Consider the following 21605-nt stretch of genomic DNA (forward strand, 5'->3'; position numbering starts at 1 on the left):
TCGGTCCGTGCACATGCCCGAAGCGCCCCGCCCCGAAGCGTCCGCCGGAACGGCCGCGGCCAAGCCGCGCGTGCTGTCCGGCATCCAGCCCACCGCCGACTCGTTCCACCTCGGCAACTATCTGGGCGCGCTGCGGCAGTGGGTCTCGATGCAGGACACGCACGACGCGTTCTACTGCGTGGTCGACCTGCACGCCATCACCGTGGAGCACGACCCCGCGCTGCTGCGCCGCCGGACGAAGGTCGCCGTCGCGCAGCTCCTCGCGATGGGCCTCGACCCCGAGCGCGCCACCGTGTTCGTGCAGAGCCACGTCCCCGAGCACGCGGAGCTGGCGTGGGTGCTCAGCTGCCTCACCGGGTTCGGCGAGGCCGGCCGGATGACCCAGTTCAAGGACAAGTCGTCCAAGCAGGGCACCGCCGGCACCAGCGTCGGCCTGTTCACCTACCCGATCCTGCAGGCCGCCGACATCCTGCTGTACTCGCCCCACCCCACCCGGGAGAAGCGCGCGCTGCGCGTCCCGGTCGGCGAGGACCAGCGGCAGCACCTGGAGCTGACCCGCACGCTCGCGCAGCGGTTCAACCACCGGTTCGGCGACACCTTCGTGCCGCCGGAGGCGCACATCCCCGAGGGCGCCGCGAAGATCACCGACCTCCAGGAGCCGGACGCGAAGATGAGCAAGTCCGCGTCCTCCCCGCAGGGGATCATCGACGTGCTGGAGGAGCCCGGCCCGATGCGCAAGAAGATCATGCGCGCGGTCACCGACACCGGCACCGAGATCGTCTACGACGAGGAGAAGAAGGCCGGCGTCACCAACCTGCTGCGGATCTTCTCCGCGCTGGAGGGTACCCCCGTCCCCGACCTGGAACGCCGGTACGAGGGCTCCGGGTACGGGCAGTTCAAGAAGGACCTCGCACAGGTCGTCCTCGACACGTTCACGCCGATCAGGGAGCGCACGCTGAAACTGCTGGACGACGAGGAGCAGCTGGACCGGCTCCTCGCGCAGGGCGCCCGGCGCGCCTCCGAGGTCGCCGCCGGGACGATGGAGACCGTGCGCGAACGGGTGGGATTCGTGGGACGTGGTCGCTGACCGTCCCCCGCGCGACGCCGGCGCGGAGGGCCCGCCCGAGGCGCCCTCCGCGACGGGCGGCGCGGTCGCGGCCGCCGGCGAGGGGACGCGCACGATCGGCGTCGCCATTCCCATCCCCGACCCGCACGGCTCGTTCCTGCAGGCCAAGCGCGCCTCGTTCGGCGATCCGCTCGCCCACGCGATCCCGACGCACATCACGCTGCTGCCGCCGACCGTCGTGCGCGAGGCCGACCTGGGCGCCATCGAGAGGCATCTGCTGGGCGTCGCGCGCGCCGAGACCCCGTTCCCGATCAGATTGCGCGGCAGCGGAACGTTCCGGCCGGTGTCGCCGGTGGTGTTCGTGGCGCTCGCCGAAGGGATCGGCGGCTGCGAGCGCGTCCAGGCGAAGGTTCTGTCGGGCCCGCTCGCCCGGCCGCTGCCGTTCCCGTACCACCCGCACGTCACCATCGCCCACCACCTGCCCGACGACGTCATGGACCGGGCGTTCAAGCAGCTCGCCGGGTACAGCGCCGACTTCGAGGCGTGGGGGTTCTCCCTCTACGAGCACGGGCCGGACGGCGTGTGGCGTCCGGAGTGCGACTTCATCTTCGGGAACGGCGTCGTCCGCTCGCCCAGGCGCTGACGGACGCCACCGGGACCCCTCCCGGAAAACGCTGTGTTGAACGGATGATTACGGTCCGCCGCTTCGACGGGCCTCACCCGGGTACGTTGCGTGCATGCGGCAGGTGATCGGCAAAGTGCGGCGGCAGAGCGAGTCTCTGTTCGGCAAGGGAAAAGACCTGCTGCGCACCATGCGGGAGCGCCGCCCGTGGTTCGACCACCAGGTCCGCGCGCTGGAGCGGTACCAGGACCGCCGCGGCGAAAGGCTCGCCGCCGCCCTCACGTGCTACGCGTTCCTGTCGTTCTTCCCGCTCCTGGCGCTGGCGTACGCGCTGCTCGGCTACCTCGTCGGGGTCAGCGACGAGGCCCGCGACTACTTCGTGCGGGCGATCAGCTCGCAGCTGCCGGGGCTCGCCGACCAGCTCGACGTCGAGCAGATCGCCCGGTCCAAGACGACCGTCGGGGTCTTCGGCCTGGTCGCGCTGCTGATCACCGGGCAGGGGTGGGTGCAGGTGCTGCGCGAGTCCCTGCGCGACATGTGGGGCAACGAGCCGACCGGCGGCGGCAACTTCTTCCTCAAACGGCTGTGGGACCTCGGCGTGCTGGGCTTCCTCGGCCTGATCCTCGTCTGCGGCATGGCGGTCACGACCGTCACGACGTCCGCCACCCACACCGTGCTCGACTGGTGGGGGCTGCAGGACGTCCCCGGCGCCGGCACGGGGCTGCGGCTGCTGTCGGTGGCCTGCGCGATCTTCTTCGACACCGTGGTCTTCCTGGTGCTGTTCACCCGGCTCTCGGGGACGCGGGCGCCGTGGCGGCGGATCATCCGCGGCGCGCTGTTCGGCGCGGTCGGCTTCGAGGTCCTCAAGCAGATCGCGGCGCTGCTGGTCGGCCGGACGACCGGGAACCCCGTCTACGGCACGTTCGCCGTGCTGGTCGGGCTGATGGTGTGGATCAACGTGGCGTCCCGGTTCGCGCTGTTCGTCGCCGCCTGGACGGCGACCCGCCGCGTCGTCCTCACCGCCGACGCCGCCGACCCGGAGAACCGGACCGATCCCGCCGACGTACCTCAGGACCAGGAGGCGTCTCGGGACCAGGAGGCGTCTCAGGACCAGGAGGCACCTCAGGACCGGAAGGCGGCTCAGGACCAGAAGGCGTCGTCGGCGTACTGATCCTCCGCCAGCGTCCGGATCTCGGTGATCTTCCCGTCCCGGATGCGGAACAGGTCGACCGCGCGGCCGTCCAGGACCCGTCCCGGGCGCTCGGCGTAGGTCTGCACGAGGGCCGCGCCGTACTCGTCGTCGGCCATCACCGAGTACGGCTCGGCGCGGAACGTCCCGCCGGACAGCTCGAACAGCCGGACGTAGAAGCCGAGGACCTCCTCGGGCGTCCGGTACTCCCCGCAGATCGGCCCGCGCCCGGGGACGCGGTGCACGACGTCGTCGGCGAGCAGCCCGCGGATGAGTTCCATGTCGCCCTTGGCGAAGGCCGTGTAGCCGTCCTTCAGCAGCGTCACGTTCGGATGCTCGAGGGCGGACACGCCGGGCGCGGTGACGTACAAGTCGGACATGGCGCCGTTTCCTCCCGCGGCACCGGTCCGCCGTCTCGCGGCAGCGGCGAGGTCACCGGCGCCACCGCGAGCGTAAGCCCGCCGAACCCGCCCCGGCCAGACCCGGGGCGGGCGGTGAGGGAAGCTTTACCGGCCGGTTCCCTGGCGGGCCGTCTCCAGCCGGCGCCGCCGCCGCAGCACCACGAACAGCGCGGTGATCGCGAGCAGCGCGCCGACCGCGCCGCCGCCGACGAGCAGCCGGCGGCGGGACGAGTCGTCCGAGGCGAGCGGGGCGTCGGGCAGGACGCCGGAGTCCCGCTTGCCGGTCTTCTCGGCCTGCTCCGGCGGCACCAGCGTGCCCACCGGCTGGACCTTGCCGCGGGCGGCGAAGCCCCAGTCGAGCAGCTTGGCGGCGTACGCGGACGGCTGCTGGTCGGCCCGCATGAGCGAGATCACGATGGTGTGGCCGCCGCGCCGCGCCTCGGCGACGAAGGTCTGCCGCGCGGCGATCGTGTAGCCGTTCTTGCCGCCGAGCATGCCCGGGTAGGCGTGCCGCTCGCCCGGCAGCATGCGGTTGTGCGTGTGGATCGGGTACCCGCCGACCTTCTTGCCCTTCTTGCGCTCCTTCTTGGTCGGCGGCGCCGGGAACTTGTGGTCGATCGCCTGCATGTAGGCGCGGTACTGCGGGTTCTTCATCCCCTCGCGCAGGATCAGCGCGAGGTCGTAGGCGGAGGTGTGCTGCGTCCGGACGCTGAGCCCGAGGTCCTTGTCCAGCCCGTTCGGCGACCCGGCGAGGGTGTCGTGGGCGTTGATCCGCTTGGCCTCGGCGTTCATCGCGCCGAGGGTCTTCTTCATCCCGCCGGCCGCCTCGGCCAGCGTCACCGCCGCGTCGTTGGCCGACATCATCAGCAGCGCGTGGAACAGGTCGGAGATTTTGTAGCGCATCTTGGGCGTGAGCCCGACCTTGGTGCCCTCGACGTCGCACGCCTTCTGCGACGGACGGACGAGCTGGTTCGGGTCGAGCTTGGGAACGAGCGTCAGCGCGGTGAGCGTCTTCAGCGTGCTCGCCGGCAGGTAGCGCCCGTGCGGGTCCTTGGCGGCCAGGACCTGGCCCGTGTCGGCGTCCGCGATCAGGTACGAGGCCGCCTTGATCCTCGGCGGCGCGGGCACGCCGGGGGCCTTCCCGGCGACGATGCCGCGGGTCGCCAGCTGCGGCCCGCCGACCGGCTCGGGCGCGGTGGCCCGCGTCCGCGCCGCCGCGGGTGCGGCGACGAAGGCCGGTGCGGCCGCCAGCGAGGCGGCGGCGATCGGTACCGTGAACACGGTCAGGCCGTGGCGGACGCCGGACGGCCCTCGTCGCTGTGGTCGCAAGCTACCGACGCTCCTCGTTTCCACGGAAGCTCCATCGCTCCCGGCGCCAATGCGCCCAACGCCCATGACTCCCCCGAAGACTAGGCGACGTATCCGGCGAAGGGGTACCCGGACGCGAAGACGGCAAGCACGGGACAGAACGCGACCCGAGGGGCACAGGGGATCTCACGGTACGTAAGGGGCACCCCGGTGTGGTAACAGCCAGTCACGGACGGTATTTTGGGACGGGCTAACTAGTTCGATCTAGTGGTGTCACCCGCAAGATCGATGACCGAAAAGTACGACCCCCACCCGCCCGCCGACCGTCCGCATGAGTCAATTGACCCGCAAAGGGCATGGACCCCCGGCAGGGTGGCGGGCACGGGCGCCATCATGGAGTGAACACGTGACCTGGACCGGCGTTTGTCCAGGCTTAAGGACCCGCTGGCTGAATAGCGCCACGTGCCACGCAACGACCTGCAAGGATTGTGGACGGAGGTTGGCCGTGGCCATTGACTTCACCGCTTCGAACGGCGCGACGCTCGGCGTCGAGTGGGAGATCCAGCTCGTCGATGCGGAGACCAGGCACCTGCGGCAGGACGCACGCGAGGTGCTCGCCGCCCTGCCCGCGCTCAGCGAGGACGGCGACAACCCGCGCGTCCGCCACGAGCTGATGGAGTCGATGGTCGAGGTCGTGACCGGAATCTGCGACACCGTGGGCGAGGCCAAGGCCGACCTCTCCGGGACGCTGTCCACCCTCCGCGCCGCCGCCGCCGAGCGCGGTCTCGCGCTCGCCTGCACCGGCACCCATCCGATCAGCGACTGGCGGGACGCGGTGATGGCGCCGATGCGGCGCTACGCCCAGCTGATCGAGGAGATGCAGTGGCTGGCGCGGCGCATCCAGACGTTCGGCGTTCACGTCCACGTCGGCGTCTCCGACGGCGCCAAGGCGATCCCGATCGTCAACGCGCTCTCGTCCTACCTTCCGCACTTCCTCGCGCTCACCGCGTCCAGCCCGTTCTGGACCGGCAGCGACACCGGCCTCGCGTCCTGCCGGGCGGTGGTCTTCGGCCAGCTTCCGACGGCCGGGCCGCCCCACCTGCTGGACGACTGGGCGGCGTTCGAGGATTACATGGACACGCTGATGCGTTCGGGAACCATACGGAGCATCAAAGAAGTCTGGTGGGACATCCGCCCGCATCCCGACTTCGGCACGGTCGAGATCAGGATGTTCGACGGGATTCCCACCCTGCGAGAGGTGGGCATGGCCGCCGCGCTGTGCCAGAGTCTCGTCACGCTCTTCGAGCAGCAGCTCGACCGCGGCTACACCCTCCCGCGGCCGGCGGCATGGGTGGTGCGCGACAACAAGTGGCGCGCCACCCGGTACGGGCTCGACGCCATCGTGATCACCGATGACGCCGGGAACACCGCGCCGCTCCGCGACGACCTGTACGAGCTGATCAGGGAGCTCGAACCGGTGGCCGACCGGCTCGGGTGCGCTGAGGAGCTGAAGGTCGCGGGCGAGGTACTGGAGCACGGCGCCCCGTACGAGCGGCAGCGCGCGATCCGCGCCGAGGGCGGGACGCTGGAGAACATCGTCGACGCGGCGATCACCGAGCTCGCGGAGGACAGGTTCGTCACACTGGGGGAGGTCGCACATGCCGGAGCCTGAGGAGCCGGAGCGCACGGCCGACCCCGCGACCGCCGGTCCCGCGGACGCCGGTCCCGCCGGCAGAGGCCCGGCGGACAACGAGAAGGTTCACGACAACAAGCGGATCACCGGACGGACTCCGTTCGGTTCCGCCGTCGCGCAGGGGGCGCACATGACCCAACCGGGACCCGGGGTGATGCCCGGCCTTGAACCACCCACCGCCCCGGGACCCGCGGGCCCCGAGGGCCGCGACCTGCCCGGCGAGGCCGGATTGCGGGCCGCAGTGACACCGGGCGCCCCGCCTCAGGACGCCCTGCGGCAGAACGCCCTGCCGCAGAGCCCGGCGCCGCAGGGCGCGGTGTCGGAGGGCGCCGAGGAGGAGCAGGCCGGCCCCGCCGTGCCGGGCGTTCCGCGCATCCCCTCCGTGCTGGGCGGCGCCGTGCTCCAGCCGCAGCTCGACGCGTTCCTCGGCGAGCACGAGGAAGAGCTGATCGCGTTCCGCCGCGACCTGCACATGCACCCCGAGCTGGGCTACGCCGAGCACCGCACGACGAAGAAGCTCGCCGACCGGCTCCGCGCGGCGGGCCTGGAGCCGGTGATCCTGCCGAAGGGCACCGGCCTGTTCTGCGATATCGGCCCCGCCGAGGGCACGACCGTTGCGCTGCGGGCCGACATCGACGCGCTCCCGCTGCAGGACGAGAAGGAGGGCGTGGAGTACCGGTCCACGGTCCCGGGCGTGGCGCACGCGTGCGGCCACGACGTCCACACCGCGATGGTGCTGGGCGCGGGCCTGTTCCTGGCGCAGCAGGCCGAGGCGGGGCTGCTGCCCGGCCGGGTCCGGCTGCTGTTCCAGCCCGCCGAGGAGACCCCGGGCGGCGCGCTGGACGTGATGGCCGCCGGCGGCATCGCGGGCGTCGACCGCGCGTTCGCGCTGCACTGCGACCCCCGCATCGAGGTCGGCCAGCTCGGGTTGCGCACCGGCCCGATCACCGCGGCCTGCGACAAGGTGTACGTGAAGGTCACCGGCCCCGGCGGGCACACCGCCCGGCCGCACCTGACCGCCGACCTCGTCTACGCGCTCGCCAAGATCGTCACCGAGCTGCCGTCCGCGCTGTCCCGGCGCGTCGACCCGCGCTCCAGCCTGTCGCTGGTGTGGGGGCGGGTCTCGGCCGGGTCCGTCGCCAACGCCATCCCGGACGACGGGATCGCGGAGGGCACCGTGCGGTGCCTGGACGACGAGGCGTGGCACCGGGCGCCGGAGATGATGAAGGCGCTGCTGCAGTCGGTCGCCGCCGCCTACGACGTCGAGGCGTCGCTGGAGTACGTCCGGGGCGTCCCGCCGACCGTGAACGAGGCGGCCAGCGTGCAGATGTTCCGGGACGCCGCCGCGCAGGTGATGGACGAGGACGGCGTCGTCCCGACCCCGCAGAGCCTCGGCGGCGAGGACTTCGGCTGGTACCTGGAGTCGATCCCCGGGGCGCTGGCCCGGCTCGGCGTGCGCACCCCGGGTTCCCCCGGCGAGTACGACCTGCACCGCGGCGACTTCGACGTCGACGAGCGGTGCGTCGCCGTGGGCGTCCGTGTGCTGAGCGCCACCGCGCTGACCGCGCTGTGGGAGGGCGGCCGTCCCGGCGACGCCGAGCCGATCGAGGGCGCCGCGCTCGCCTGACCCCCGTTTCCGCGTCTCGTGCCTGGTCCCCGGCTTGATCACGCCCCGTCGATCACCGGGAGTAGCGGCGCGGCGCGGCTCCCCGTCCCCTCGGCTACCCTCGGGTGCCGCGGTCCGGCACCCCGGACCGCGGCGCCGACCGGGGCGCTGACCTGTGGCGATATGCGTACGCATTGGTAACGGACCTGTTGCGAATCCGTGCAGGCGGGAAGTTTGCCCGCATTCGCGAGGTAGCGTCCGATCGATTTCGGTGACCGGACCGGTCGCCGGACCGTGGGTGGGGAACGGAAGGAGCGCTACCTTGCGCCGTGGACTGAAGATTACGCTCGTCACCGTGACGGGTGCGGCGCTGACGTTCAGCGCATCCGCGTGCGGAGGCAAGAAGGCGGACACCGGTGGTGACGAGGGCGGGAAGAAGACCCTCAAGATCGGCCTGGCCTTCGACATCGGCGGCCGCGGTGACCAGTCCTTCAACGACTCGGCCGCCGCGGGCCTCGACAAGGCCAAGAAGGACCTGAACGTCCAGACCGAGGAGATCTCCGCCAAGCCGGACGAGCCGGACTCCGACAAGGAGTCCCGCCTGCGGCTGCTGGCGAACAAGGGCTACAACCCGGTGATCGGCGTCGGCTTCGCCTACACCGCCTCGATCAACAAGGTCGCCAAGGACTTCCCGAACACCAAGTTCCTGGTCGTGGACGCCGACCAGTGCAAGGTCGAGGGCGCGAACGTCAGCGGCGCCTGCTTCGCCGAGGAGCAGGGGTCCTACCTCGTCGGCGCCGCCGCGGCGCTGAAGTCCAAGACCGGCACGATCGGGTTCATCGGCGGCGTCAACGTGCCGCTGATCAACAAGTTCTTCGCCGGGTACCAGGCCGGCGCGAAGAAGGCCAAGCCGGGCATCAAGGTGCTGCCGGCCAAGTACCTGACGCAGCCGCCGAACTTCAACGGCTTCAAGGACGCCGGTCTCGGCAACGAGGCCGCCAAGGGCCAGCTCGACCAGAACGCCGACGTGATCTACCACGCGGCGGGCGGCGCGGGCATCGGCGTCATCAAGACCGTCGGCGCGGCCAAGAAGTGGGCGATCGGGGTCGACTCCGACCAGTACAACCAGCCCGCGGTCGCCGGCGTCAAGGACCACATCCTGACGTCCATGGAGAAGCACGTGGACGTCGCGGTGTACGACTTCGTCGAGAGCGTCGCCAACGGTTCCTTCAAGGGCGGCACCAAGCAGTACAACCTGAGCAACGACGGCATCGGCTACGCCACGTCCGGCGGCCACGTGGACGACATCAAGGCCAAGCTGGACGAGTTGAAGGCCGACATCGTCAGCGGCAAGATCACGGTCCCGACCAAGGCCTGACGCCGCGGCCGGGGTGCGGGAGTCCTCCCGCGCGGTGACGTGACGGGCCGGTTTCGCCCGGCCGTAATTGCGCACCGGGCGTCACCCTCACGGGTGGCGCCCGGTGCGACGGCACGTCCCGGCCGTTTCGCAGCAGGCCCGTTCCACGGCACGTCCGGACGGCGGACGCGTCCGCAGACAGCACGTTCGAGGCAGGAGGAGGGGCACTCGTGCCTGACCAGGTGCCGGCCGTGCGGCTGACATCGATCACCAAGCGGTTCCCCGGAGTGGTGGCCAACCGCGACATCAACCTCACCATCGAGCGCGGCGAGGTGCACGCGCTCTGCGGGGAGAACGGCGCCGGCAAGTCCACGCTGATGAAGATCCTCTACGGGATGCAGAAGCCGGACGAGGGCACCATCGAGGTCGACGGAACGCAGGTCCACTTCCGGACCCCGGCGGACGCGATCGGCCGCGGCATCGGCATGGTCCACCAGCACTTCAAGCTGGCCGACAACCTGACCGTCCTGGAGAACGTGATCCTCGGCGCCGAGCCTCGCGGCGTCCTCGGCATCGACTTCCGCGCCGCGCGCGCCAAGATCAAGGAGATGTCGGAGGCGTACGGGCTGCGCGTCGACCCCGACGTGCTGGTCGAGACGCTCGGCGTCGGCGACCGGCAGCGCGTGGAGATCCTCAAGGTGCTGTACCGGGGCGCCCGCGTGCTGATCCTGGACGAACCGACCGCGGTCCTCGTCCCGCAGGAGGTCGAGGAGCTGTTCGGCAACCTGCGGGAGCTGCGCGCCGAGGGCCTGACCGTGCTGTTCATCTCGCACAAGCTGGACGAGGTGCTCACCGTCGCCGACACGATCTCGGTGATCCGCCGCGGCACGACGGTCGCGACGCGGCTCGACCCGGAGGAGATCACGTCCCGGCGGCTGGCCGAGCTGATGGTCGGGTCGGAGCTGCCCACCCCCGAGCTGCGCGAGTCGACCGTCACCGAGGACGTCCAGCTGGACGTCGCCGGGCTGACCGTGCTCACCCCCGAGGGCCGCGCCGTGGTGGACGACGTGTCGCTGCGCATCCGCCGCGGCGAGATCGTCGGGCTGGCCGGCGTCGAGGGCAACGGGCAGACCGAGCTCATCGAAGCGATCATGGGCATCCGGCACGCCGACGCCGGAACCATCCAGTACGGAAGCGACGACATCACGTCGTGGCCGACGCGGCGGCGCCGCGAGGCCGGCATCGCCTACATCCCCGAGGACCGGCACCGGCACGGGCTGGTTCTGGAGGGGACGCTCTGGGAGAACCGCATGCTGGGCCACCAGACCCAGCGGCCCAACGTCCGCGGCCCGTGGGTCGACCGGCGCGGCGCCCGCCGCGACACCACCCGGATCGTCCGGGCCTACGACGTGCGGACGCCCGGGATCGACGTGCCCGCCGCCGCGCTGTCGGGCGGCAACCAGCAGAAGCTGATCGTCGGGCGGGAGATGTCCGGCGACCCGCACCTGCTCATCGCCGCGCACCCGACCCGCGGCATCGACGTCGGTGCCCAGGCCGCCATCTGGGAGTACCTGCGGCAGGCCCGCGCGGACGGGCTGGCCGTGCTGCTGATCAGCGCCGATCTTGAGGAACTCATCGGTATGTCCGACACCCTGCACGTGATCCTGCGGGGGCGGCTGGTCGCGGAGGTCGATCCGCGGACCGTCACCCCCGAGGAGCTCGGCTCCGCCATGACCGGCGCCGGAGCACCCTCATGAGCGACGACCCGAAGGACACGCCGCCGCCCGGCGACGACGAACCCAAGGGCGAGCCCAAGGACGCGGCCAAGGACGGGCCCACGGACGCGCCCGCCGCGGGGTCGTCCGGCAACGGCGGCGGCAACGGCGGCGGCGTGAAGATCGCGAAGGCGGGGCCGCCGGCGGGCGCCCCGGAGCCCGTGCCGTCCTGGAAGGCGATGCTGCGCGGGCTCGGCCCGCAGGGGCTCGGCCTGAAGGTCGGCGCGCCGGTGCTGGCGCTGCTGATCTCCCTCGGCATCACGATGATCCTGCTGCGGATCACCGGCGCCGACCCGGTCAGCTCGATCCAGAGCATGGTCGAGTACGGCACCACCGAGAACTCGATCGTCGACATCCTCAACCGCGCCACCCGCTACTACCTGTCGGCGGTCGCGGTGGCGATCGGCTTCCGGATGGCGCTGCTGAACATCGGCGTGGACGGCCAGTACCGGCTCGCCGCGTTCCTCGCCGCCGCGCTCGGCGGGGCGGTGGCGCTGCCCGCCCCGTTCGGCCAGATGCTGGTGATCGTCGCGGCGATGGTGGTCGGCGGGCTGTGGGCCGCGATCGCGGGCGTGCTGAAGGTCACCCGCGGGGTCAGCGAGGTGCTGTCCACGATCATGCTGAACGCGATCGCGACCGGGCTGATCGCCTACCTGCTGAACGACAAGCGGCTCGCGGAGGTGCGCCCGGGGAGCAACAACGTCGCGACGGCGCAGATCCCCGAGTCGGGGCGCGTCGGGGGCCTCAACGGCTTCCTGGCGTCCATCGGGATCGACCTGCCCGGGGACGTGTACGGGCTGCTGCCGCTCGCGATCCTCGTCGGGATCGTGTTCTGGGTCGTGATCAACCACACCCGGTTCGGGTTCGACCTGAAGGTGTCGGGGCTGTCGGCGTCGGCCGCGCAGGCCAGCGGCGTCAACGCCCGCCGCATGATCGTCTACACGATGGTGGCGTCCGGCGTGGTGGCCGGGCTGATCGGCATGCCGGAGCTGCTCGGCGCGTCCTACGAGTACTCGCTGAACTTCCCGGCCGGGCTCGGCTTCACCGGCATCACGATCGCGCTGCTCGGCCGCAACCATCCGGCCGGCATCGCGCTCGCGGCGCTGCTGTTCGCGTTCCTCGACCAGACCTCCGACGTGCTCCAGGAGGTGGACGTGCCGAAGGAGATCGTCGGCGTGATGCAGGGCGTGGTCGTGCTGACCGTCGTCATCGTGTACGAGCTGGTCCGGCGCTGGGAGATCCGGCTGCAGCAGCGGGCCGTCGCCGCCGAGCTGGCGACCGGCCACGACCTGGCCCGCCGGGCCGCTGGGAGTGCCTCTTGACCTCCTCTCCTGCCTATAGGCGGGGGAGCCCACGGGTCGCCCCGTGGGTTTCCTGCTTCGTCGCCGACTGCCCCGTCCGGGAGGGCTCCCGTTGAGGTCTTACAACGGCTCCACAGGCCGACACCGCCAGCCCGGCGGCCAGAATGTTGCGCGCGGCGTTGACGTCCCGGTCATGCCGGGCGCCGCAGCTGCATTTCCATTCCCTGGTGTTGAGGGGCAGCTTCTCGGTGGTGGCACCGCACAGCGAGCACGTCTTGGAGGAGGGGAACCACCGGTCGATCACGACGAGTTCACGGCCGTACCAGTCGGCCTTGTACTCCAGCATCGTCCGCAACTGGCGCCACGCCGCATCCGAGATCGCGCGGGCCAGCGAGTGGTTTTGTGCCATGTTGCGGACGTTCAGGTCCTCGATCACGACCGTTTGATTCTCGCGGACGAGTCGAGTCGACAGTTTGTGCAGGAAGTCCCTCCTGCGGTCGGTGATCCGCGCGTGGATCCGGGCGACCTTCCGCTTGGCCTTGTCCCGGTTCGCCGACCCCTTCGCCTTGCGTGCCAGCTCCCTATGGGCTTTGGCGAGGTGTTCCCGGTCGCGGCGTTCATGCCGGGGGTTGGTCACCTTCTCGCCACTGGACAGAGTCACCAGCGAAGTGACCCCCGCGTCGACCCCCACTGCCTGGTCCACGGGGTCAAGTCGCCGGATGGTGTCGTTGCAGAGGATCGACACGAACCATCGCCCGGCCGCGTCCCTGGACACTGTCACCGTGGATGGCTCCGCCCCCTCCGGAAGGGGACGCGACCACACGATGTCCAGCGGTCCGGGCATCTTCGCCAGCGTCAGCTCACCGTCCCGCCAGCGGAACGCCGACCGGGTGTACTCCGCGCTGTGCCGGGACTTCTTGCGCGACTTGAAACGCGGATACTTCGCGCGCTTATCGAAGAACGCGGCGAACGCGGCCTGCAAGTGCCGCAGTGCCTGCTGCAGCGGCACCGACGACACCTCACCCAGGAACCCCAGCTCCTGGGTCTTCTTCCATTCCGTCAGCCACGCCGAGGTGTCAACGTAGGAGGCGCGGCGCCGCTCGGTGTACCAGGCATGGGTGCGTTGCGCCAGCGCCCGGTTGTAGACGAGGCGGACACAGCCGAACGTGCGCGACAGCTCCGCTGCCTGCTCATCGGTGGGATGGAAACGGTACTTGAACGCCCGCTTCACCTGCCTCGCCATGGCTCACATTTTATTGCAAGATCAATTAAGTATCGCTCCTTTGTCGTGGACGGCGGTTCGCCCTGCAGCGAAGCGCCTACCCCTGTCGTGCTCCGCAGGGGTTCCATTCCTCTCCCGCCTAAAGGCGGGGGTCTCCTCGGAGGTATGTGATGAGCGCCGCGACCGAGACCGTGCAGGTCAAGAAGGCCGCGAACGGCAAGCGCCGGCTGCGCTGGCCGCACTACCTGCTGATCTCCTCCGGGCTGCTGGTGCTGCTGTCGCTGGTCCGGGTGATCGACGACGCCGACCCGGTGACCTCCAGCGGGACGGTCAGCGCCGCGCTGCGCCTCGCCGTGCCGATCTTCCTCGCCGGGCTCGGCGGGCTGTGGTCGGAGCGGTCCGGCGTGATCAACATCGGCCTCGAGGGCATGATGATCCTCGGGACGTGGACGGGCGCGTGGGCCGGCTACCAGTGGGGGCCGTGGATCGGCGTCCTCGCCGGGATCATCGGCGGCGCGCTCGGCGGCCTGCTGCACGCCATCGCGACCGTGTCGTTCGGCGTCGACCACATCGTGTCCGGCGTCGCGATCAACATCCTCGGGCTCGGCCTCACCCAGTTCCTCGCCGGGCTGATCTTCGACAAGGGGGAGGCGAAGGCGCTCGGTGGCGGGCCCCGGCAGTCGCCGCCGGTCGACTCGATCCAGACGCTGACGCTGCCGGTGCTGTCCGGCGGCAAGATCGGCGGCTGGGAGAGCCCCGACTGGCTCGGCTCGCTGGAGGACCGGCACTGGTTCGTGCTGTCCGACATCGCGGGCATCCTGCGCGGCCTGACCAGCGACATGTCGCTGCTGACGCTGGTGTCGCTGCTGCTCGTCCCGCTGACGTTCCTGGTGCTGTGGCGGACGCCGTTCGGGCTGCGGGTCCGGTCGTGCGGCGAGGACCCGTACGCCGCCGAGTCGCTCGGCGTGCAGGTGTACCGGATGAAGTACGCGGCCGTGATGATCTCGGGCGGGTTCGCCGGCCTCGGCGGCGCGTTCCTGGTCACCGTGGCGGCGCCGTTCTACCAGGACGGGCAGACCAACGGCCGCGGGTTCATCGGCCTCGCCGCCATGATCTTCGGCAACTGGCGTCCCGGCGGGCTCACCGCGGGCTCGCTGCTGTTCGGCTACACCGACGCGATGAACGTGCGCGGCGGCGGGCAGGCCGTCCACGCGCTGCTGCTGTTCGTGGCGATCCTGCTGGTCGGCGTCGCGGTCTGGCAGGCGCTGCGGGCGGGCCGGCTGCGCCCGCAGGCGGCGACGGACGTGGCGCAGCGCCGCGACATGCGCAACGCCTACATTGGCTCCGTGCTGTCGCTGGTCGCGGCGGTCGCGCTGCTGGCCTGGTTCCTGCTGAGCGACATCGTCCCGGGCGAGCTGGTCTCGTTCACGCCGCACCTGACGACGCTGCTCGTCCTGGCCCTGGCCAGCCAGCGGCTCCGGATGCCCGCCGCCAACGGGTTCCGGTACCGGCGCGGTGAAGCACGCTAGGGGTTTGGGGGGTCGTCCGCCCAGAAAGGTAGAGCCTCATGAGTGTCGACTGGCCTGCCCTGCGCGATGCCGCGCGGGAGGCGATGACCCGTGCGTACTGCCCGTACTCCGGTTTCCCGGTCGGCGCCGCCGCCCTGGTGGACGACGGCCGGGTCATCACCGGCTGCAACGTCGAGAACGCCTCGTATGGGGTCGGCCTGTGCGCGGAGTGCTCGCTCGTGTCGGCGCTGCACGGCCCGGGGAAGGCGGCGGACCGGCCCCGGCTGGTCGCCGTGGCGGTCGTCGACCGGCACGGCGACCCGCTGATGCCGTGCGGGCGCTGCCGGCAACTGCTGTGGGAGCACGGCGGCGCCGCGATGCTGCTGGAGACGACCCGCGGCATCCTGCCCATGTCGGACGTCCTGCCGGACGCGTTCGGCCCGGACGACCTTGTTGAGCGAGCCTGAGAGGACGGCCGTGGACGCCATCGATGTCATCCGCGCCAAGCGGGACGGCGGGACGCTGACCCCCGAGCAGATCGACTGGGCGGTCGACGCCTACACGCGCGGCGCGATCGCCGAGGAGCAGATGTCGGCGCTGGCGATGGCGATCCTGCTGAACGGGATGTCCCGGGCCGAGGTGGCCCGCTGGACGGAGGCGATGATCCGGTCCGGGGAGCGGATGGACTGGTCGGCGCTGGACCGTCCGACCACCGACAAGCACTCCACCGGCGGCGTCGGCGACAAGATCACCCTGCCGCTGGCGCCGCTGGTGGCGGCGTGCGGGGCGGCCGTCCCGCAGCTGTCGGGGCGCGGCCTCGGCCACACCGGCGGGACGCTCGACAAGCTGGAGGCGATCCCGGGATGGCGGGCGTCGCTCTCGAACGCGGAGATGCTGGACGTGCTGCGCTCGGCGGGCGCGGTGGTCTGCGCGGCGGGCGGCGGCCTCGCGCCCGCCGACCGCAAGCTCTACGCGCTCCGGGACGTCACCGGGACGGTCGAGTCGATCCCGCTGATCGCGTCCTCGATCATGTCCAAGAAGATCGCCGAGGGCACGGGCGCGCTGGTGCTGGACGTGAAGGTCGGCTCGGGCGCGTTCATGAAGACGGCCGGGGACGCTCGCGAGCTGGCCGAGACGATGGTGGCGATCGGCACCGACCACGGCCTGCGCACGGTGGCGCTGCTCACCGCGATGGACCGTCCGCTCGGCAACGCGGTCGGCAACGCGGTCGAGGTGGCCGAGTCCGTCGAGGTGCTCGCCGGGGGAGGGCCGTCCGACGTGGTCGAGCTGACCCTGACGCTGGCGCGGGAGATGCTGGAGGCCGCCGGCCTGTCCGGCCGGGATCCGGCCGACGCGCTGCGGGACGGCTCGGCCATGGACGTCTGGCGGCGCATGATCACCGCGCAGGGCGGGGACCCGGACGCGCCGCTGCCGTCCGCACGCGAGACCCACGTCGTCAACGCCCCGTCCTCTGGGGTGCTCACGCGGCTGGACGCCTACGGGGTGGGGGTGGCGGCCTGGCGCCTCGGTGCCGGCCGGGCCCGCAAGGAGGACCCGGTGTCGTTCGGCGCGGGCGTCATCTGCCATGCCAAGCCGGGCGACGCGGTCAAGGAGGGGCAGCCGCTGCTGACCCTGCACGCCGACGACGAGGCCCGCTTTGCTCGCGCCCTGGAATCCCTGGAGGGCGCCTACGAGATCGCCGACACCGGCGAACCGGCCGTGTCCCCCTTGATCATCGACCGCATCGCCTGACCGCCGCGCGGACGGAGATCAGGTCCAGAATTTCTTCAGGAAGGCGATGCCGAGGAAGGTGACGCCCAAACCGAGGAAGCCAAGCAGACCCGTGCGGCGGCCAGGCTGCTGAAGAAGCGGGCCCGCCGGGAGGCCCGGCACGCCCGGCACGTCAACCACACGATCGCCAAACAGGTCGTCGCCGTCGCGGCACGCACCGGACGCGGCATCGCCCTGGAGAAGTAGTTGACCTTCCGAGGAGCGGACTTTGCGACTCTCACGCCTGAGGCCGCTGGCGGTGTGCGCGAGCACGGCGGCCTTGTCGCCTGCACGTGTTCAAGCCCGGCCTGATGGTGCTGGCCACCGACCACGCCTACACGCTCCGCTACCCGGCGGGCACCAAGGTCAAGGTCAACCTGCACGACAGCGCGCTCACCGTGCCCTTCACCCACTGAGCGACCGGCGGCCCCGCCGTGCCTCGCGCGCGGCGGGGCCGCCGGTTCTCATCGGCTTCCGCTGAGGAAACCGAAGAACCATCCGGCCACCATGCAGGAACCGCCGAACAGGAGGAGCTGCAGCGTCACCGAGCCGACCCAGCCGGGGCTCACGCGGCCCCCAGCTCGCGGACGAGCCGACCGACGACGCTCTGGACATTGCCCACCGGCGTGATCGGGCGCCCGTCCGACCAGGTGAACCACCACCCGGACCGGACGTAGTCGCACCCGATCTCGACCATCCGCCGGGGCTCGCCGACCCGGACGACGCTCACCCACGCGACGCCCCGCCGCTCCACGGCCCCGCATGCCAAACCTGGCTGCCCCTCCACGGCGGCCCGCAGCGCGTCAAGGTGGGTACGCCGGTCGTTCCGCGTCGCGGGAAGGACGCCGCTTTGCGTTGCCGAAGACATGTGTTCCTCCTCTGATGGGACGGCGCGGCCGGGGGGACGGCCGCGCCGCGCTCGAAGGCGGCATCAGAGCTTCCGGACCTGCGCTTCCTCGGCCTGCCGCAGCAGCGCCTGCCGCAGCAGCGGTGCGCTGGGGAACATCAGCGTCGGCTCGACTCCGGCCCGGGGGTCGTGCAGGCTGGCGACCCATTCGCCCAGCCGGCCGTCCCGCTTCACGGCCCGCCAGATCCGCCACCCGCCGAAGTCGTCCCGCAGCCGCCCCAGCTCCCGCTCGTCCCGCTCACGCGCATCCATCCGGAACCTCTGATCACTCACCGACCGATTTCGTGTGACCAGCCTCACGGAATCGCATTACTCTGAGCTACGGATCGAACACAACAATGCACCAACCATGATCGCCTCCGAAACGAGGAAGGGCCCATGACCGTCGAGCCGGGCACTCACACTCGTGACCCCCTGATCCGCACCTTCGGCCTGGTGCTGCGTGGCTACCGCGAAGCGGCGGGGTTGTCGCGGCCCCAACTGGCTGACGCACTCGGCTGCACATACGCATGGATCGAGAAGATGGAGACCGGCACCAAGCCGTCCATCGCCTCCGCGATCGATCTGGACACGTACTTCAAGATCCCGACCAAGCCCTTCGAGGACATGGCGAGACAGATCGAACGGATGGGAAAACGCCTGGCCTTCCCGCCGGGCTTCCCCGAATTCGTGGCCCATGAGGCGAAGGCGATCTCGATCTACGGCTTCGAGGCCCAGGTGATCCCGGGCCTCCTCCAGCGAGAGGCGTACGCCCGAGCGATCATGGACGCCGGGCAAGTGCCGGACGAACTGGACGCGCTCGTCGCGGCTCGGATGGCCAGGCGAGCAATCCTTGTGAAGCCCAAGCCTCCCCGCATGTGGTTCGTCGTCGACGAGTCGGCCCTGCATCGTCCCGCTGGAGGCCTGGGGGCGTTTCGCGAGCAACTGTTCTACCTGGCCCAGGTGATGTCCAACACATCCAACGTGCAGGTCCGGATACTGCCTTTTGACTCGGTGACCTGGGCGGCTCTCGACGGTTCCTTCAAGATCCTTGAGATGTCGGACGGTCGCAAGGTTGCTTACCAGGAGTCTGCTGGTTCGGGACAATTGATCCACGATCCAGATAGAGTCGAGGCGACTTTGACACGCTTTAATCTCGTCATGGGCGAGGCGTTGCCCGCGGCGGCTTCGCTGAAGCGGGTGACCAAGGCCCTGGAGGATTACGAATGAGCCTTCCGAAAGCGTCGCACATTCAGTGGCGCAAGAGCAGTCACAGCGGAGGCCAAGGCGGTGACTGTGTCGAGGTTGCCGCCTTCGAAACCGGCGTTGGCGTGCGGGATTCCAGGGACCAGGAAGGTCCCAGACTCACGTTCGGTGTGGCGGAGTGGCGGGTGTTCGTTGAGCGGGTGAGGGCTAGCGACGCGTCCGCCTCGGGCTGAAGAGACCTGGCGGCCCCGATCCGTTCGACCGTGTTCCTGTCCAGGGTGTGCAGCGCGGCCGAACCGGCGGCGTCCACGGGGCTCCGCCTGCGCCACACGGCCGGCGGCGGCACGGACGGGCCCGGGCCGCCTGCTTTACCCGCTATCTTCGCGGCGCCGCGTACGGAGATCCTCCTTGCCGAAGGACGGGACGTATGCGGGGCTTCCGCCGGGGGCAACGGTGTTCGACTGGAATCAGTGATCGCATTCAGGGGGAGGATGACGATGGCATTGGGAGACCAGTTGGGTCATGACTCGGGGCAGGTCACGGGGACGCGCGTCCTGCCGCCGACCGAGCAGGGTGAGGCCCGGGTCGAGGTCTCGTTCGAGTCCCGCGGCCGGCTTCTCGACGAGGACACCGTGGACATGGGGACGTACGTGTCGGTCCTCGGCACCGACGGCGTCCTGCGCGGCAAGGGGCAGGGCTGCACGATGTCCGCCGACGGCGACACCCTTCTGTGGGAAGGCGCGGGGACGGGCAGGCTTCTGAAGGACGGGGCGACCTCGTTCCGCGGCGCGATCTTCTACCGGACGTCGTCCGAGAAGTTCTCGCGCCTCAACGGCATGGCCGCCATGTTCGAGTACGACGCGGACGCGAGCGGCAAGACCGAGTCCAAGATCTACGAGTGGAAGTAGCCGTCCGGGAGGCGATGCTCCGCTGACATGGCCGCGCCCGCACGGGCCGGCGTCTGAGATGATCTCACCGGGGTCGAGTGGACACATGTGTTCCTGTGAGGTGGGCGCCGGTGGAGCCGTTGGGACGGGACAGCTCGCGGCAGGTGACGGAGCCGGACGAGCGCGTGCTGGCAGGCCGGTACCGGCTGCTCTCCCTGCTCGGCCGTGGCGGGATGGGAGCGGTCTGGCGCGCCCATGACGAGCACCTCGACCGTGAGGTGGCCGTCAAGGAACTGCGCCTGCCCGAGCACCTGGACGACGCCGGGCGGCGGACCTGGATCGCCCGGCTGGAGCGGGAGGCGCGCGCCGCAGCCCGGCTGCGGCATCCGGGGATCGTCACCGTCCACGACCGCGTCACCGGTGAGGACGGGCGGCCCTGGATCGTCATGGAGCTGGTGCGCGGGCGCTCCCTGGACGACCTCCTGAAGGCCGAGGGGCCGCTGCCGCCCGGCCGGGTCGCGCAGATCGGGATGCAGGTGCTGGACGCACTGCGGGCGGCCCATCAGGCGGGCATCACGCACCGCGACATCAAGCCCGCGAACGTCCTTCTGGAGGACGGCCGCGCCGTCCTGACCGACTTCGGCATCGCGGCCGTCGAGGGCGACGCGACCCTGACTTCGGCGGGCGCGGTCCTGGGCACTCCCAGCTACATGTCGCCCGAGCAGGTGAGCGGCAACGAGGTCACGGCCGCGTCCGACCTGTGGTCACTCGGAGCCACGCTCTACACCGCGGTGGAGGGACGCCCGCCGTTCGAGGGTGCGAGCACCGGGGCGGTGTTCATCGCCATCGCAACCCGGGATCCCGGCCCCGCCGTGCACGCCGGGCCCCTGGAGCCTGTGCTGAGGGCGCTGCTGCAACGCGCTCCGTCGCAGCGCCCGACCGCCGATCAGCTGCAGGCGCGGCTCGCCTCGCTCGCCGAGGATCGTCCGCCCACGGCACCGACCGTCCTCTTGCCGTCGGGCCCGCGTTCACCTCGCCGGCGCCAGGTGAAGATCGTTCTCGCCGCGGTGGGAGGCGCGGTGGTGCTTGGCCTCGCTCTGGTGGCCGTCGCCGCGTTCATCGACACTACGCAGCAACAGGTTCGAGAAAAGCGGGACAATGCGCGCTACGCGGCGAACCGGAAAGCGGTCGAAAGGATGACGTCGATCCCGGGGAAGGTCGTCACCATCCGAAGAGCAAATGACGCGGACAAAGTGTATGTCGAGTCGGAGCTGTGCGATGACGGCACCTTCTCCGTGCATCAGTGCGATGTCGATGGGATGATCGACTCCGTTGTCGACTGGCTGGGCATGCAGCCTTCGGTGACGTCCGTCAGGCTCGACGACCCTGAGACCGAGTGCGAGGAGAACCCTGGCTGCGCATTCTCGGTCCGCAGCGAGGGGGAGCCGGAGATCAGCGAAGTCGCCATCTACAGCCAGTACTTGTCGGAGCCCAACAGGTCGATCGTTCTCGGTTTCCGCGTCGGCTGACGCGGCCGCAGAGCGGAGCCTGCCCGCCGACGGCCGCGCAGGCCGGCGGGCGAATGAGCGGTGGCGCGGGAGGGCGCCACCGTCCGGCACCTCCTCGCGCACGGCGCCGACCCCGACCTGCGCGACCCGGCGACCGGCCGCACTCCGTCGGAGTGCTGCGGGCCGCGCGCCAAGGTGGCGGCCGTCCTGCGCCCACTGACCGGCCGCTAGACCTGCCAGACATCCTGACGCCGCCACCGCGCGGGTCCGCGCCTTCGCGCAGGTCGCTCACGACGAGTG

The 21605-nt window shown here is 70.8% G+C and carries 23 protein-coding genes; 17 read left to right on the forward strand and 6 right to left on the reverse strand.

The window, feature by feature from the left end:
- Window positions 1-13: 13 nt before the first annotated feature.
- The 3 genes from trpS (at window position 14) to ABGB11_RS32265 (ending at window position 2859) form a co-directional block, all read left to right on the forward strand.
- Window positions 14-1087 carry a tryptophan--tRNA ligase gene (gene trpS, locus ABGB11_RS32255; RefSeq protein WP_347639256.1) on the forward strand — a complete coding sequence of 358 codons (1074 nt, stop codon included), beginning with the start codon at window positions 14-16 and terminating at the stop codon, window positions 1085-1087.
- On the forward strand, window positions 1077-1709 hold the full coding sequence (locus ABGB11_RS32260; RefSeq protein WP_347639082.1) for a 2'-5' RNA ligase family protein: 633 nt from the start codon (window positions 1077-1079) through the stop codon (window positions 1707-1709). The genes trpS and ABGB11_RS32260 overlap by 11 nt, the downstream gene beginning before the upstream one ends.
- A gap of 94 nt (window positions 1710-1803) precedes the next feature.
- Window positions 1804-2859, forward strand: a complete 1056-nt coding sequence (locus ABGB11_RS32265) for a YihY/virulence factor BrkB family protein (protein ID WP_347639084.1) — start codon at window positions 1804-1806, stop codon at window positions 2857-2859.
- On the opposite strand, the gene ABGB11_RS32270 is transcribed toward ABGB11_RS32265, so the two are convergent.
- A complete protein-coding gene (locus ABGB11_RS32270; protein ID WP_021598684.1) occupies window positions 2829-3257 on the reverse strand; it encodes a nuclear transport factor 2 family protein in 429 nt (142 codons plus the stop codon). The genes ABGB11_RS32265 and ABGB11_RS32270 overlap by 31 nt on opposite strands.
- Window positions 3258-3383: 126 nt before the next feature.
- On the reverse strand, window positions 3384-4607 hold the full coding sequence (locus tag ABGB11_RS32275) for a D-alanyl-D-alanine carboxypeptidase (RefSeq protein ID WP_347639086.1): 1224 nt from the start codon (window positions 4605-4607) through the stop codon (window positions 3384-3386).
- Between the two features lie 484 nt (window positions 4608-5091).
- Between ABGB11_RS32275 and ABGB11_RS32280 the strand changes: the two genes are divergently transcribed.
- The 5 genes from ABGB11_RS32280 (at window position 5092) to ABGB11_RS32300 (ending at window position 12339) form a co-directional block, all read left to right on the forward strand.
- Window positions 5092-6258 carry a glutamate--cysteine ligase gene (locus ABGB11_RS32280; RefSeq protein WP_347639088.1) on the forward strand — a complete coding sequence of 389 codons (1167 nt, stop codon included), beginning with the start codon at window positions 5092-5094 and terminating at the stop codon, window positions 6256-6258.
- Between the two features lie 406 nt (window positions 6259-6664).
- Window positions 6665-7906: an amidohydrolase gene (locus ABGB11_RS32285; RefSeq protein ID WP_347639257.1), complete on the forward strand. Its 1242-nt coding sequence runs from the start codon at window positions 6665-6667 to the stop codon at window positions 7904-7906.
- Window positions 7907-8207: 301 nt separating this feature from the next.
- Window positions 8208-9263 (forward strand): BMP family ABC transporter substrate-binding protein, encoded by a 1056-nt coding sequence (locus tag ABGB11_RS32290; protein WP_347639090.1) that lies wholly within the window; start codon window positions 8208-8210, stop codon window positions 9261-9263.
- Window positions 9264-9472: 209 nt separating this feature from the next.
- Window positions 9473-10999 carry an ABC transporter ATP-binding protein gene (locus ABGB11_RS32295; protein WP_347639092.1) on the forward strand — a complete coding sequence of 509 codons (1527 nt, stop codon included), beginning with the start codon at window positions 9473-9475 and terminating at the stop codon, window positions 10997-10999.
- Window positions 10996-12339, forward strand: a complete 1344-nt coding sequence (locus tag ABGB11_RS32300; protein WP_347639094.1) for an ABC transporter permease — start codon at window positions 10996-10998, stop codon at window positions 12337-12339. Before ABGB11_RS32295 ends, ABGB11_RS32300 begins: the two co-directional genes overlap by 4 nt.
- 13 nt (window positions 12340-12352) lie before the next feature.
- Here ABGB11_RS32300 and ABGB11_RS32305 read toward each other — a convergent pair whose 3' ends face one another.
- Window positions 12353-13561 carry an RNA-guided endonuclease TnpB family protein gene (locus ABGB11_RS32305; RefSeq protein WP_347639096.1) on the reverse strand — a complete coding sequence of 403 codons (1209 nt, stop codon included), beginning with the start codon at window positions 13559-13561 and terminating at the stop codon, window positions 12353-12355.
- 149 nt (window positions 13562-13710) lie between these two features.
- Here ABGB11_RS32305 and ABGB11_RS32310 point away from each other — a divergent pair, with 149 nt between their 5' ends.
- From ABGB11_RS32310 to ABGB11_RS32320, 3 genes are read left to right on the forward strand one after another with little or no spacing between them, the layout of a single operon-like run.
- The gene (locus ABGB11_RS32310; RefSeq protein ID WP_347639098.1) at window positions 13711-15069 is read left to right on the forward strand and encodes an ABC transporter permease; all 1359 of its coding nucleotides are present in this window, start codon (window positions 13711-13713) and stop codon (window positions 15067-15069) included.
- A 38-nt stretch (window positions 15070-15107) separates the two neighbouring features.
- Window positions 15108-15515 (forward strand): cytidine deaminase, encoded by a 408-nt coding sequence (locus ABGB11_RS32315; RefSeq protein ID WP_347639100.1) that lies wholly within the window; start codon window positions 15108-15110, stop codon window positions 15513-15515.
- A gap of 10 nt (window positions 15516-15525) precedes the next feature.
- The gene (locus tag ABGB11_RS32320) at window positions 15526-16800 is read left to right on the forward strand and encodes a thymidine phosphorylase (RefSeq protein ID WP_347639102.1); all 1275 of its coding nucleotides are present in this window, start codon (window positions 15526-15528) and stop codon (window positions 16798-16800) included.
- Window positions 16801-16818: 18 nt separating this feature from the next.
- On the opposite strand, the gene ABGB11_RS32325 is transcribed toward ABGB11_RS32320, so the two are convergent.
- Window positions 16819-17091, reverse strand: coding sequence for a hypothetical protein (locus tag ABGB11_RS32325; protein WP_347639104.1), 273 nt, complete (start codon window positions 17089-17091; stop codon window positions 16819-16821).
- A gap of 20 nt (window positions 17092-17111) precedes the next feature.
- Between ABGB11_RS32325 and ABGB11_RS32330 the strand changes: the two genes are divergently transcribed.
- Window positions 17112-17234, forward strand: a complete 123-nt coding sequence (locus ABGB11_RS32330; protein WP_347639106.1) for a hypothetical protein — start codon at window positions 17112-17114, stop codon at window positions 17232-17234.
- A gap of 149 nt (window positions 17235-17383) precedes the next feature.
- On the opposite strand, the gene ABGB11_RS32335 is transcribed toward ABGB11_RS32330, so the two are convergent.
- Both ABGB11_RS32335 and ABGB11_RS32340 read right to left on the reverse strand, forming a co-directional pair.
- On the reverse strand, window positions 17384-17686 hold the full coding sequence (locus tag ABGB11_RS32335) for a hypothetical protein (RefSeq protein WP_347639108.1): 303 nt from the start codon (window positions 17684-17686) through the stop codon (window positions 17384-17386).
- A gap of 63 nt (window positions 17687-17749) precedes the next feature.
- Window positions 17750-17977: a hypothetical protein gene (locus ABGB11_RS32340; RefSeq protein ID WP_347639110.1), complete on the reverse strand. Its 228-nt coding sequence runs from the start codon at window positions 17975-17977 to the stop codon at window positions 17750-17752.
- 126 nt (window positions 17978-18103) lie between these two features.
- Between ABGB11_RS32340 and ABGB11_RS32345 the strand changes: the two genes are divergently transcribed.
- The 5 genes from ABGB11_RS32345 to ABGB11_RS32365 all read left to right on the forward strand — a co-directional run bounded on the left by ABGB11_RS32345 (window position 18104) and on the right by ABGB11_RS32365 (window position 21536).
- Window positions 18104-18934, forward strand: coding sequence for a helix-turn-helix transcriptional regulator (locus ABGB11_RS32345; protein WP_347639112.1), 831 nt, complete (start codon window positions 18104-18106; stop codon window positions 18932-18934).
- The gene (locus tag ABGB11_RS32350) at window positions 18931-19143 is read left to right on the forward strand and encodes a DUF397 domain-containing protein (RefSeq protein WP_347639114.1); all 213 of its coding nucleotides are present in this window, start codon (window positions 18931-18933) and stop codon (window positions 19141-19143) included. The genes ABGB11_RS32345 and ABGB11_RS32350 overlap by 4 nt, the downstream gene beginning before the upstream one ends.
- A 264-nt stretch (window positions 19144-19407) precedes the next feature.
- The gene (locus tag ABGB11_RS32355; protein WP_347639116.1) at window positions 19408-19818 is read left to right on the forward strand and encodes a hypothetical protein; all 411 of its coding nucleotides are present in this window, start codon (window positions 19408-19410) and stop codon (window positions 19816-19818) included.
- 164 nt (window positions 19819-19982) lie between these two features.
- Window positions 19983-21326, forward strand: a complete 1344-nt coding sequence (locus ABGB11_RS32360) for a protein kinase (protein WP_347639259.1) — start codon at window positions 19983-19985, stop codon at window positions 21324-21326.
- Window positions 21327-21386: 60 nt separating this feature from the next.
- Complete coding sequence (locus tag ABGB11_RS32365; protein ID WP_347639118.1) at window positions 21387-21536, forward strand: hypothetical protein; 150 nt, start codon at window positions 21387-21389, stop codon at window positions 21534-21536.
- Window positions 21537-21605: the final 69 nt, after the last annotated feature.

This window comes from Actinomadura sp. B10D3 (assembly GCF_039871695.1).
Taxonomy (GTDB): Bacteria; Actinomycetota; Actinomycetes; order Streptosporangiales; family Streptosporangiaceae; genus Spirillospora; species Spirillospora madurae.